This is a genomic window from Terrimonas ginsenosidimutans (assembly GCF_022012415.1).
GTDB lineage: Bacteria > Bacteroidota > Bacteroidia > Chitinophagales > Chitinophagaceae > Terrimonas_A > Terrimonas_A ginsenosidimutans.
The window spans coordinates 114,978-128,238 of sequence record NZ_JAKLTR010000009.1 but is presented as its reverse complement, the minus strand read 5'-3'; the positions used below and the strand labels follow the sequence as shown (position 1 = coordinate 128,238).

Here is a 13,261-nt window from a genome sequence, read left to right as displayed (position 1 = left end):
AAACTACTTGAGGAATGGAACGCAAAAAAGTTGCAATAATCGGAGTGGGGTTGATCGGAGGTTCACTGGCGATCCGTCTTCACGAGCGAAAGATCTCTTCCAGGCTGATAGGCGTGGATGTGAATCCGGATCACCTGGAGAAAGCGATGGAAATGGAGTTGGTAGACGAAGTGCTGCCAATGAGCGAAGCGATCGCAGCAGCGGAGGTAGTGGTACTGGCCATACCGGTAGACAAGCTGGTGACCATGCTTCCATCAATTATGGACCAGATCAACAACCAGATCGTTATAGATCTTGGGTCAACAAAAGCACAATTGATCAATGTTATTAAAGATCATCCTAAAAGGGGGAGATATGTAGCCACGCATCCCATGTGGGGTACCGAGTACAGCGGTCCACAGGCAGCGGTGCGTGGCGCCTATGAAAACAAGGCAGTGATCATTTGCAATCCGCAGGATAGTGATGAAGACGCATTGATATGGACAAAAGAAATGTATAAAAAGATCGGGATGCATCTGCTTGAAATGGAAGCAGGGGCGCATGATCTACATGCTGCCTACGTAAGCCATATTTCACACATTACTTCTTTCGCCCTCGCTAATACTGTATTGGAGAAAGAGAAGGAAGATAAGGCGATCTTCGAAATGGCCAGTGCCGGTTTTGAAAGTACGGTAAGGCTGGCCAAAAGTAATCCGGCGATGTGGGTGCCGATCTTTATGCAGAATAAAATAAATGTGCTGGATGTATTGACCGAGCACATTGCACAGTTGACCCGGTTTAAAGAGAGCATCGAGAAGGATGATACACAATCTCTGCAAACCCTTATCTCCGATGCAAACAAGATCCGCAGGATACTTAAATAACAATAGAAGGCTGTACACATCAGCCGCCGTTTTTTAATTTTTAAATTTGACTTTTTACTTAATAACTTACAAACCAATAAAGACATATGCAAACAGCCGAACAAACAACAGCAAACGCAGCGCAGGAAGCATGGAAAAAACGACCGCTGATCATTAGTGGACCATGCAGTGCGGAAACAGAAGAGCAGGTTCTCGCAACAGCCCAAAGGCTGGCGGCTACCGGCCGGGTTAATATGCTCCGCGCGGGCATCTGGAAACCGCGTACAAAACCAGGTATGTTCGAAGGTATCGGGGCGAAAGGTTTACCATGGCTGCAGCAGGCGAAAAAGCTGACAGGCTTGCCCACCACGGTGGAAGTGGCAACAGGTAAACAGGTGGAAGATGCCCTGACATTTGACGTGGATGTTCTTTGGGTAGGTGCGCGTACAACAGTGAACCCGTTCAGCGTACAGGAAGTAGCTGATGCATTAAGAGGTGTGAATGTGCCTGTGCTGATCAAAAACCCGATCAACCCTGATCTTGAATTATGGGCCGGTGCGGTTGAAAGGATCGCCCGTGCGGGAATCAAAGATATTGGCCTGATCCACCGTGGATTCTCTTCTTATGGCAATACGGAATTCAGGAATGCTCCAATGTGGCACCTGGCGATCGAGATGAAACTGAAGCATCCGCATATGCCGATCATCAATGACCCTTCTCATATCTGCGGCCGTCGCGATATCCTCCAGGAAGTAATGCAACGCGCAATTGATCTCGACTATGATGGCCTGATGATAGAAAGCCATATCGATCCGGATAATGCCTGGAGTGATGCGAAACAACAGATCACACCGGAACGTCTGAAAGAGATGCTCGAAGCGATCATCTGGAGAAAAGAAGACAGCAACTCTGCTGAATATCATGCTGCATTGGAAAAACTGCGCCAGCAGATCAATCACCTGGATGACGAACTGATGCAGATCCTCAGCCAGCGTATGAAGATCGCAGAAAAGATCGGACAGTATAAGAAAGATAACAATATCACGATCCTCCAAACCAACCGCTGGAACGAGATCATCGAGAAAGCATTTGCAAAAGGAGATAAGACGGGCCTGAGTAAAGAATTCATCACGAAGTACTTTGATGCGGTGCATATGGAAAGCATCAATCATCAGAAAAAAGTGATGGACGCGTAGATCGTTAACCGTTCACTGTTGTCTGTTGCCCGGAAGGCTGACAGACAACGGTGAACGGTCATGTCTACGGTCTCTTTTATTTCCAATAACAAGCTATGCAACATAAAAAGTATAAATTTTCAACCGCTGCTACCGATTTTTATTTTGGAGGAAGTTTTTCCCAATTGAAGACAATCATCGATCAGAAAGCAACAGTGTTGCTTACCGATGAGAATGTTTTTAATGCCCATTCTAAAAAGTTCAAAGGCTGGAGGACGATCGTGATCAAAGCGGGAGAAGCATACAAGATCCAGTCGACGGTTGATGATATTATTGATCAGTTGATAGATTTAGAGACTGACCGGAAAACCACACTTGTGGGAATTGGCGGCGGTGTGATCACGGATATTGCTGGTTATGTTGCGGCTGTTTACATGCGCGGATTGAAATTTGGTTTTATTCCCACTTCTTTACTTGCGCTTGTAGACGCTTCTGTTGGGGGTAAGAATGGGATTGATGTGGGGATGTACAAGAATATGGTCGGTGTGATCCGCCAACCATCCTTTATCCTGCATGATATCAGTTTATTGAAAAGCCTTCCTGATAAGGAGTGGATCAATGGATTTGCAGAGATCATTAAGCATGCCTGCATAAAAGATGCGGCTATGTTCCGGGAACTGGAGGCGAATGATCTTTCCGTATATCAGAAAAAGCCGAAGCTGATCGCCGCACTTTTACAGCGCAATGCTCAGCTGAAGGCTAAGGTAGTACAGGAGGATGAGTTTGAAACATCTGTGCGTCGCCTCTTGAATTTTGGGCATACACTCGGGCATGCGATCGAAAATCAGTATGCACTGATGCATGGGCATGCAGTGGCAATAGGAATGACCTATGCGTGTCATATCTCAGCACAATTATCGGGGTTCAAACAAACAGATCGCGTCGTAAAAGTGCTGGAACAGTACGGGCTGCCCACTTACATGTCATTTGACAGGCAGCTGGCTTTCGATCTGTTGAAGATGGACAAGAAGCGCGAGAAAAAGGAAATGAACTATGTGTTGCTGGAAAAAGTGGGGAAGGGTGTAGTAAAAAGCATACCGCTGGTTCAATTAGAAAAAATCATTCAAGCATTACCGAAGTGAAAGTAACAATACAACCCGGCGGTCTGACAGGCATTATACAGTCGCCAGCATCAAAAAGTTCGATGCAGCGCGCATGTGCTGCTGCTCTTGTTGCAAAAGGAAAAAGTGAGATCTTCAATCCTGGTCATAGCAACGATGATAAAGCCGCAATGGATATCGTGAGCCGGCTGGGCGCAAAGCTCGAAGATCTGAACGATGGAACACTCCTGATCAGCAGTGAGGGCGTAAAACCTGTGGCTCCCTTTATTGATTGCGGTGAGTCCGGTTTGAGTATCCGCATGTTTACCCCGATAGTAGCTTTGAGCGAGGAAGAAGTGACGATCAAAGGATCTGGCAGCCTTGTTACAAGACCGATGGATTTTTTCGACGAAATTCTTCCGCATCTCGGTGTCAGAGTGAAATCGAATCAGGGTAAATTGCCTTTGGTTATCCAGGGACCGCTGAAGCCTGCGGACATTACTGTCGACGGGTCTTTAAGTTCCCAGTTTCTGACAGGCTTGTTACTTGCTTACGCAGCTGCGGGTGCCAGTGATGTGGCGATAAAGGTAACGAACCTGAAAAGCCGTCCCTATATCGATCTTACGCTTGACGTAATGAAACGGTTTGGATTAAAAACTCCGGAAAACCGGAACTACGAAGAGTTTTATTTCAGTGTGGACGAGGTCAGGAATGATACGGAAGCACAACGTTATACTGTGGAAGGAGACTGGAGTGGCGGTGCATTTCTGCTTGTGGCAGGGGCTATTGCGGGACCGATCATTGTAAGAGGTCTTGATATAGCATCAACCCAGGCCGATAAAGCGATCGTACAGGCTTTGATCAGTGCGAATGCAGGAATTGCGATCGAGGCAAAAGAGATAAAACTTCATCCCGCAGATCTTTCTGCATTTGAGTTTGACGCAACGGACTGCCCTGATCTCTTTCCTCCACTCGTTGCTCTTGCGTCTTACTGTAAAGGAGAAACAAGGATCAAAGGCGTAAGCAGACTGGCGCATAAAGAAAGTGACCGTGGGTTAACATTGCAGGAAGAGTTTGGTAAGATGGGCGTTGAGATACATCTTGAAGGAGATCTGATGCGTGTTACGGGAGGTAAGGGTGTCAACGGAGCACCGGTAAGCTCAAGACACGATCATCGTATTGCTATGGCTTGCGCCGTGGCGGCGCTGAAAGCTGCGGGGGAAACAACCATCGAGCATGCTGAAGCTGTTAACAAATCGTATCCTGATTTTTACAGTGATCTCAAACAACTTGGTAGTGTTGTATCTTTAAACCATCAATTCAATTTTCATGAATAGCTTTGGCCGCATATTCAGGGTGCATATTTTCGGAGAGTCACATGGTGAATCTGTAGGCATTGTTATTGATGGATGTCCTGCAGGTCTGTCATTATCGGAGGAAGATCTTTTGCCCGATCTTGAAAGACGTAAAGGTGGAAAACAAAAGGGAACAACCCCGCGCCAGGAAGCTGACTACCCGTTTTTTAAAAGTGGTGTATTCAATGGTAAAACAACCGGTGCGCCGATCACTATTCTTTTTGAAAATAACAATACCCGCAGTGGCGATTACGAGAAGCAAAGAAGTTTCCCGCGCCCGGGCCACGCGGATATGGTAGCTCACCAGAAGTATGGTGGCAATGAAGATTACCGTGGTGGCGGGCATTTCAGCGCGCGACTGACCACTGGCCTTGTTGCGGCAGGTGCTATCGCAAAAAAGCTGATGCCGGGAGTTAATATAGCAGCGGCCGTAACAGAGATCGGTGGGGAAACTGATCTTGAAAAAGGTTTGCAAAAAGCGATCGACGCAAAGGATTCGATCGGCGGATTGGTGGAGTGCCGTGTAAACGGACTTCCTGTTGGTTTGGGCGAGCCTTTCTTTGATTCCGTGGAATCTCAGCTGGCGCATATTGCGTTTGCCATTCCGGCAGTAAAAGGTGTTGAGTTTGGCAGTGGCTTTGCTGCTGCAAAGATGTTCGGCACCCAGCACAATGATGCGATTGAGAACATGGAAGGGAAAACACGGAGCAATCATGCCGGTGGTGTTGTTGGGGGGATCAGCAATGGGAATGAGCTTGTATACCGGATTGCGATCAAGCCAACCGCGTCAACTCCAAAAGAGCAGAGCAGTTTGAATTGGGAAACAGGTCAGGTAGAGAATTTTTCAGTTAAAGGACGCCATGATCTTTGTGTGGCGCTTCGTGCGCCTGTGATCCTGGAAGCTGCAACGGCTGTTGCGCTGGTCGATCTTTATTTGCTGGAGCAACATAGCAAACGGGTAGTTTCATCTTAATAAGAAAATACGTAACGATTATGCCAATTATCTATCATGTAACAAGCGCGTCTGAATGGAAGCAGGCACAGGAGCAGGGAGCTTATGAAGCACCGTCATTAAAAACGGAAGGGTTTATTCATTGCAGTGAAACGGATCAGGTAGCGGGCGTGCTTGAAAGATATTTCGCCGGAAGAAATGACCTGGTGAAATTACATGTGAATACAGATAAGCTGACCAGCCGTTATGTACAGGAGTGGTCTAACTCAGTGGAAGATACATTTCCGCATATTTACGGGCCGATCAATCTTGATGCGGTTGAGAAAGTAGAAACAATATAGAAAACGACCTTTCTGAATCTGTTCTTACAATTATTATGCACCATTATCTCGTTAATGCATCTCTGCAGATCGTACCGGTTGTCCGGGACCGTCATCCTTACGAATGGGTGGATGAAGTGATCGCGATCATACAAAGCTCGGGTATCAAATATGAGGTCGGCCCGTTTGCGACCGTACTGGAAGGTCAGTATGACGAAGTATTGAAGGTGATCATGGCTGTCAATGAGTTTCTGTATCAACGCGGCTGCGCCGAATGGATCAGCAATATCCAATTGCAGATACGGAGTGATGGAGATATTACGGGTGAGGAGAAGACGGCGAAATTTACACAACCGTAAACACTGGCAGCATCAAAAAAAATCTCACTATCGGTAAGCGGTAAGAACACTGAGCAGTTCATTCAAGTTGAACCTTCCGGTTAAATCTGGCAATCCAACGTACAATTATTTGTGTTTACTGGCTTCTTTTATTAGTTCCTGAAAAGAGATATCCAGTATTTCGAAACGGTTTCCTTCCGGCAGAAAGTAATGCCACCATTCCGTTTCCAGTGCTTTGAAGCCATACTTCTCCATCGTTGTGCGCAACAACTTTCGGTTTTTTAATATGTCGGCTGGCAAAGCCACAAAGCTATGATGCGCGGTGTCACTGAAGTTATCAAAGCCGGTTCCCATCGGTAATTCTGAAAGGTTATTGAGATTTATCAAAGTGAGATCGATGGCGATCCCTCTGTTATGCCCACTGCCCCTGGCGGGATTAGCGACATAACGCTCGTCTTTTACAAGTTCCCAGAATTTCACTGTTACAGAATAGGGTCTGTACGCGTCAAATACCTTCACCCCGATTCCGGCGGCTGAAAGTTCTTTTTGGACATTTGAGAGCGCTTCCGCAGCCGGTGTCCGAAGAAAGCTGACCGCTGTTGCCGGTGTATACATCTCCAGGTTCATGAAATTCTCCCGGGTTGAATAACGCAGATCATACACAAGACGGGGCACTTTACTGCTTAACTCGATCATTCTTTTACCAGGATCACTATTTGCCGTTTTCAGGTATTCCTTCACATCCTTTATTACGAAGAGCTTCTTTGATAAGCTGTCTTGTGCACTACCGGGAATAAAAACGGTTGTTAAAAAAATAACCGGAAGCAGCACCTTTATACGGAAAGGTTTAGTTAATTTGTTATACATATATCCTGTTAGACCAAAGAGGGGAAAATTGAGTTTAACGGTCAAAAGTTCAAAGGGTTTAGCGTGACAGTTCTGAAAGAGTTTTAGATGCCGCGTACAGCTGGTTAAACTTTTAAACCTTAAAACTATTAAACGATTGCAGCGTCCGCAGCAACTTGCAACCCTAACGTACACAGTTTTGTCTGAAGAAAGATACTTATAAAACAGGATACCCATACATGCTCACCTTTATGAATAAGAAAGTTTTTTCGTATTCCTCTGTCATTACCCTTTTTGTTATTTCATGTGTTGTAGCTGCTTGTGGCGAAGCGAAGAAGCCGCCGGAGAAAGAAATAGTTGTTTCTCCGGAAGAGCTGCATACAAAAGTGACAGAATTGATCCGCAGTTCTATTGATTACGCGGTCGCCAATGATGGCAGGATCGATGATTCAATCAAACTGGAATTACTTGCTCCGCTGAAGCAGGTTTATGAAAGTACTCAATTTGCCACATCCTGGAATGCAGGGCAGCAGTGGCAGCCGGTGAGTGATTCCATGCTGGAACTGGTGCGCTCGGCTCAGTTCTACGGTTTATTTCCTGAAGATTATCACAGTGCTACGCTGGAAGCGATCTACACAAAACTTGTTGCGGACACGTCAGATAAAACAGATAAGAAAGATGCGGTGCTTTGGGCTAAAGCAGACCTGCTGCTGACAGATGCTTTTATGCACATGGTAAAGGATGTGAAACTGGGACGTCTGCCGCAGGACAGCGTCAGCTTAAGAAAAGATTCTGTACTGGTTGATGAATTTTACATACAAAAGTTGCAGAGCTTATTGAAACAACAGGAGTCGCTTGCGTCAATAATAGCTTCGCTTGAACCGCAACATGCCGGATACAAGGCGTTGAAGGCGGGTGCAAAGGCGTTTCTTGACAGTGCGGATTACCAGAAAGTATATACCCGCGTGCCATCCCCCAAAGATCCCGGTTTTACAGCGGCCCTTGAAGCGCGCATGCGTGAAGGCGGCTACCTGACAGACAGCCTGCCTCCCGATTCTCTGCAAATGGCCAGTGCAATTAAAAAATTCCAGTTGCACACCGGTATCACAGACGACGGGAAAGCAGGAGAGGGAACCGTGCGTATGCTGAATTTTACGGATAAAGACCGTTTCGTGAGTCTTGCGATCAATATGGACCGGTATAAGATGTTGCCCGAGCAAATGCCTGAACGGTATATCTGGGTGAACCTCCCAGGGTTTTACATGAAATTATTGAACAAGGATTCGCTGGAGATCACCTCTAAGGTCATTTGCGGCAAGCCGATCACACGGACCCCGCTGTTGAACAGCTCTATTTCTAACCTGGTCACTTACCCTCAATGGACAATCCCGAATAGCATAATTGTGAAAGAGATCCTGCCGGCGCTGAAGAAAAATACCGGTTACCTGGCTAAAAAGGGCTACAGCCTGATCAATTCTCGTGGTGATGAGGTCAGCGCAGACAGTGTTGACTGGTCAAAATACAGCAAAGGCATTCCGTTCAACGTAGTGCAGGGAAGTGGCGATGAAAATGCTCTTGGTATCCTGAAATTCAATTTCCCCAATAAATATGCGGTGTATCTGCATGATACAAATCAGCGCTATTTGTTTGCCCGGACAGGTCGTGCGCTTAGTCATGGATGTGTACGGGTACAGCAGTGGGAAGAACTGGCTTACAACATTGTACGTTATGATAATGACAGTGATCAATACATAGATACGCCATCTCCGAAGGAAGACTCTATGTCGGCCTGGTTACAGCGCAAAGAAAAACACTCCATTGGCGTAAAAAACCGTCTCCCCGTATTTATCCGCTATTTTACTGCTGATGCGAAGGATGGGAAAGTGGTGTTTTATGACGATATCTATGGTGAGGATAAATATGTGCGGGCGAAGTATTTCGCAGGTAAGTAAGCTCAGTTCATAGGGAAGACCGGATGAGGGACCGGCGATTTTTGTTTGCCGGTGGAGGGGTCTGGTTTTTTCGCTCACAAATACGTGAATTGTAAGGAAATAGTTTATTTTCAAATGTAAATAGCGTTTATTTTTGTCCCGTATTATTAACCAAACTACTGCTTTATGAAGAAGATTTTAGTCGTCATAGTGGCTTTGTGTTTCCTGAATTCAAACAGTTTTGCGCAGGATCCAGAAGTCCGGCCGGCTGCAATCGGGGTGAGTTTTTTCTTTAATGATTACCTGACTCCCAGTCGTATACGTTCCCAGTCATTAACGAAAGTGCTGGCTGATAAACAGTGGGCCAAAACAAAAGAGATGTCTCCGGGTCTTGCTGTGTCCTATTTCCAGGGTTTTAGTAAACATGTGGATTTTGCGGGTACTCTTGCCGGCTCTTTCGTGAAAGATGCGTTAGGGAATGGAAGAGTGTTAAATAATCAATTCTTGCTGGAAGCAGACGCTTCTTTCAACCTGAAGATGGTGTCTGAAAAATATCTTGTACAACCATACCTCATTGCGGGTGTCGGCGCTTCCATGTACAAGGGAAGTTATTTTGGCGCTTTTATTCCAACAGGAGTTGGCATGAGGCTCAACATTATGGATGATGCGGCACTGTTTGTTACGTCACAGTACAGAATTCCTGTGACCAAAGAAACCTCAAACTATCACTTGTTCTACCAGTTTGGTGTTGCGGGACGCATTGGGAAAAAAGCAGAGCCGGTAGTGCTGAAACCACTCCCTCCCGCGCCTCCTTTAGATACAGATAAAGACGGTATTATTGACAGCCTCGATAAATGTCCGACCGTTCCTGGTTTGGAAAAATACAATGGCTGCCCGATCCCGGATACCGATAAAGACGGTGTGAATGATGAAGAGGATAAATGTCCAACAGTGCCAGGCCTGGCAAAATACCAGGGTTGTCCTGTTCCGGATACGGATAAAGACGGTATCAACGATGAAGAAGATAAATGTCCGACAGTCGCCGGCGTAGCCCGTTACCAGGGATGCCCTGTTCCGGATACAGATGGTGACGGTGTGAATGATGAAGACGATCGTTGCCCTTCAGAGGCTGGTCTGGCAGAAAATTTTGGTTGCCCGACTCTTGAGCAGTTCAAGTTCAATGCGAAAAAAGTTCAATTTGTTTCAGGAAGCGCTACGCTTACTGCAGCCGCGAAAGTTGAGCTGGATAAAGGCGCTGTAATCATGAGCGAACATCCAGATCTTAAGATCTCCATAGAAGGTCACACAGATAATACTGGTAAAGAAGATAAGAACCAGGCATTATCTGAAAAGAGAGCAGAGGCCGTGAAAGCATATTTTGTGAAGAAAGGTATCAATGCTGACAGACTTGTTACGATCGGTTATGGACAGTCAACACCGATTGCGGATAACAAAACGGTTCAGGGACGTGCAGCGAACAGAAGGGTGGAGTTCAAAGCGGCAAGATAAAGTACTGAATGAGCAATATTATTGAAGAGGCTGTCTCCGCGAGGCAGCCTCTTCGCGTTTGAGATACAATCGGTCTCTATGACATTGATGCCGGAAGAATGCCGGAAAGTTTTTTAAGAACAGTGGCAGCTTTAAGAGCATGGCTCCCTGTAAGGGAAAGGATCTTCGATTGATCCTTATGGAGCAGATGCCGCATCAACCGCTGTAGCTCACAACCGGGATCGTGGGTTAAAGGGGTTGATTTATCTCATCAGCTGCATTGTATAGAAATAAGAATGCCTCCGAAAAGGAGGCGTTCTTATTTCTATACAATGGCGGTTTAATTATTCTTTTTTTCTTTATCCTTCTTCCCAAACAACCGGTTCAAAAAACCTTTCTTTTTCTTCGGTTCATCATCTGCGGAACCAATAGGTTTTGTATTGCCTGAAGGTTTTTTATCCTGCTTGTTTGTTGTGTCTTTCTTCGCAGGTTTATCTTCATCGACCACTGGTTTTGATTCTGGGCCGATATAGGGTTGGTTGATATAGTCATTTTCTGCGCCAACGCCCTGGTCAACGCCTTCTGCACCGGGTTCAACAGTTTCTGCCTGCATTTCTCCATCTGCGCTATTGGTGTAAATATGTGCATCAGCGGGCTGAACAAAGCGGGCATCACGGTCTATCCCAAGTGTTTTGTCTGCATACACTTTCTGGAAGAATTTCTCCCAGATCGGCATTGCGGCGCGTCCGCCATAACCGAGGTTGTTTTCGATGCGGATAAAGCGGTCATCACAACCTATCCAGACACCGCCGAGTAGCTGAGGCGTGTAACCCATGAACCAACCATCGGCGTTATCATTGGTGGTTCCGGTTTTTCCAGACATCTCAACAGCACCAAGGCGGGAGCGTAGTCCGGCTGCAGTACCAAAGTCAACGGTGCCCTGCATCATTCTCGCCATATTGTAAGCAGTGGCTTCGCTCACGGCTTCTTTTCTGTTTACGCTATAATCAAAGCGTTTGATCACATTTCCGTTTCTATCTTCAATGCGGCTGATAAAATAGGGCTTAGTGGTAAATCCTCTTCCTCCGAAAATGCTATAGCCCCACATCATTTCGAATAAAGAAAGGTCGCAGGCACCGAGTGCGATAGAAGGAAATGCATCTATTTTGGTTGGAATGTTCAGTCGTGCAAGGAAGTCGGTGAATTCTTTCGGCCCAACCTGTTTCATGATATAGGCGGTAGCGCAGTTACGTGAGCCGGCCAGTGCGGACGCCATGGTCATTACTCTTCCACTGCATGTTTTGGTGGTAGCGGGTACCAGCTGTCCGTTCCCGAAATTCTGTTGCTGATCGATCACTTCTGTTTGAGGAGTAAAGCCTCTTTCTTCCATGGCCTGTGTATATAACAGCGGTTTCATGGTAGAGCCGACCTGGCGCTTGGTGCGCATATTAGCGTGATCGAGTTTATAGGTTTTGAAATCGATACCTCCGACCCATGCCCTGACTTCACCGGTTTGCGGGTCCATGACCATGAATGCCGTTTGAAGCATCTGGCGGTGATACCGGATGGAGTCGTATGGCGTCATGACGGTGTCTCTTTGCCGGTTGCTGTTCCAGGCGAAGATCTTCATCGGCGTTTTCTTGTTGAAGGTGGCTTTGATCTCTTTATCTGTCAGACCATCTTCTGCAAGATTTTTCCAGCGGTCGCTCGCCTTCATCGAAGCTTCCAGTACGTTCTCGTGATCTTTCCAGATAGTGCCGTTCTTCAGTTTGGCCTGCGCCATCAGTGCTTTTTGGAGAGTCGGCATATGAGATGCGACCGCTTCCTCGGCATATTCCTGCATACGTGGATTGATGGTGGTGTAGATCTTCAATCCATCTTTATAGATATCATATTTGGTTCCGTCCGGTTTCTCGATATCCTTCAATGTGTTCTTGACCTCATCGCGTAATACTTCCCGGAAATAGGGAGCATAGCCATTGTTCTCATCCAGCTTGCGGTAGTTTAATTTGATGGGAGTTCCTTTGAGTCTTGCTCCATCTGCCTCGCTGATCTTTTTATTCGCTACCATCTGACCCAGTACAACATTCCGGCGATCGAGTGCGGCTTTGGGGTTGCGCATCGGGTTATACGTGTAGTTTGCTTTGAGCATACCGATGAGCACAGCAGCTTCTTCCACCGCCAGACGGTCAGGTTCTTTCTGAAAAAACGTTCTTGCCGCGTTGCGGATGCCGTAAATATTGTCTCCGAATGGTACAGCATTCAGGTAAAGCGTAATGATCTCTTCTTTGGTAAAATTTCTTTCCAGCTTGATGGCGATGATCCATTCCTTGATCTTTTCAACCGAGCGGTTCAGTGCGTTCTTGCTACCCTGGCCGAGCAATGCCTTTGCAAGCTGCTGGGTGATGGTACTTCCACCGCCCTGGCGTCCTGCGGTGAAGATCGCGCGGAGGGTTGAACGGGTGTCAATTCCAGCGTGGTCATAGAACCGCTCATCTTCCGTTGCAACGAGTGCGTTAATGACGTTGGGGGAAATATCGCGGTACTTTACATTACTGCGGTTGCCGCGTTCCGTGTAGTACTTACCCATCAATGTGCCGTCGATAGCATACACTTCTGAAGCCTGCTGTATGGAAGGGTTTTCCAATTCCTGCAGAGAGGGCATTTTTCCAAATACGCCGAAATTGGCCAGGAGGATCAGTAGCACCAACGTGCCGAATCCGCCAAGGAAAATGTACCAGAAGATGCGAACAGATCTTTTCATATATTAAATAGAATTCTTGAGTTCCTGAGGGATAAGTTGTTTGGTATGGTGTTCTGAAAGACCGTGGCCGTACAGTCCGCCATTGCCAGGGCTTTGACGGATGAGCCCCGATCGCCTGAACGACCGGGGCTCAAATTTACCAAAATCAGT

General features: G+C 46.6%; 11 protein-coding genes. 9 read left to right on the top strand and 2 right to left on the bottom strand.

Annotation, left to right across the window (positions count from 1 at the left end; translation table 11 throughout):
- Nucleotides 1-14: 14 nt before the first annotated feature.
- The 7 genes from LZZ85_RS14895 (at nucleotide 15) to LZZ85_RS14865 (ending at nucleotide 6,103) form a co-directional block, all read left to right on the top strand.
- Nucleotides 15-863 carry a prephenate dehydrogenase gene (locus LZZ85_RS14895; protein ID WP_237873497.1) on the top strand — a complete coding sequence of 283 codons (849 nt, stop codon included), beginning with the start codon at nucleotides 15-17 and terminating at the stop codon, nucleotides 861-863.
- 86 nt (nucleotides 864-949) lie between these two features.
- Nucleotides 950-2,038, top strand: coding sequence for a chorismate mutase (locus tag LZZ85_RS14890; protein ID WP_237873495.1), 1,089 nt, complete (start codon nucleotides 950-952; stop codon nucleotides 2,036-2,038).
- 95 nt (nucleotides 2,039-2,133) lie between these two features.
- Nucleotides 2,134-3,159, top strand: coding sequence for a 3-dehydroquinate synthase (aroB, locus tag LZZ85_RS14885; protein WP_237873489.1), 1,026 nt, complete (start codon nucleotides 2,134-2,136; stop codon nucleotides 3,157-3,159).
- Nucleotides 3,156-4,454 carry a 3-phosphoshikimate 1-carboxyvinyltransferase gene (aroA, locus tag LZZ85_RS14880; protein WP_237873487.1) on the top strand — a complete coding sequence of 433 codons (1,299 nt, stop codon included), beginning with the start codon at nucleotides 3,156-3,158 and terminating at the stop codon, nucleotides 4,452-4,454. Before aroB ends, aroA begins: the two co-directional genes overlap by 4 nt.
- The gene (locus LZZ85_RS14875; RefSeq protein WP_237873486.1) at nucleotides 4,447-5,445 is read left to right on the top strand and encodes a chorismate synthase; all 999 of its coding nucleotides are present in this window, start codon (nucleotides 4,447-4,449) and stop codon (nucleotides 5,443-5,445) included. The genes aroA and LZZ85_RS14875 overlap by 8 nt, the downstream gene beginning before the upstream one ends.
- A 20-nt stretch (nucleotides 5,446-5,465) precedes the next feature.
- On the top strand, nucleotides 5,466-5,765 hold the full coding sequence (locus LZZ85_RS14870; RefSeq protein ID WP_237873485.1) for a DUF952 domain-containing protein: 300 nt from the start codon (nucleotides 5,466-5,468) through the stop codon (nucleotides 5,763-5,765).
- Nucleotides 5,766-5,800: 35 nt separating this feature from the next.
- Nucleotides 5,801-6,103, top strand: a complete 303-nt coding sequence (locus LZZ85_RS14865; protein ID WP_237873484.1) for a thiamine-binding protein — start codon at nucleotides 5,801-5,803, stop codon at nucleotides 6,101-6,103.
- A 105-nt stretch (nucleotides 6,104-6,208) separates the two neighbouring features.
- Here LZZ85_RS14865 and LZZ85_RS14860 read toward each other — a convergent pair whose 3' ends face one another.
- Nucleotides 6,209-6,949: a M15 family metallopeptidase gene (locus LZZ85_RS14860; RefSeq protein WP_237873483.1), complete on the bottom strand. Its 741-nt coding sequence runs from the start codon at nucleotides 6,947-6,949 to the stop codon at nucleotides 6,209-6,211.
- Nucleotides 6,950-7,179: 230 nt separating this feature from the next.
- Between LZZ85_RS14860 and LZZ85_RS14855 the strand changes: the two genes are divergently transcribed.
- Together LZZ85_RS14855 and LZZ85_RS14850 are read left to right on the top strand one after the other, a co-directional pair.
- A complete protein-coding gene (locus tag LZZ85_RS14855; RefSeq protein ID WP_237873482.1) occupies nucleotides 7,180-8,880 on the top strand; it encodes a L,D-transpeptidase family protein in 1,701 nt (566 codons plus the stop codon).
- Between the two features lie 165 nt (nucleotides 8,881-9,045).
- Nucleotides 9,046-10,368 (top strand): OmpA family protein, encoded by a 1,323-nt coding sequence (locus tag LZZ85_RS14850; protein WP_237873478.1) that lies wholly within the window; start codon nucleotides 9,046-9,048, stop codon nucleotides 10,366-10,368.
- Nucleotides 10,369-10,687: 319 nt separating this feature from the next.
- Here LZZ85_RS14850 and LZZ85_RS14845 read toward each other — a convergent pair whose 3' ends face one another.
- Entirely contained in the window at nucleotides 10,688-13,111 is a 2,424-nt protein-coding gene (locus LZZ85_RS14845) for a penicillin-binding protein 1A (protein WP_237873477.1), read from the bottom strand.
- Between the last annotated feature and the right edge of the window lie 150 nt (nucleotides 13,112-13,261).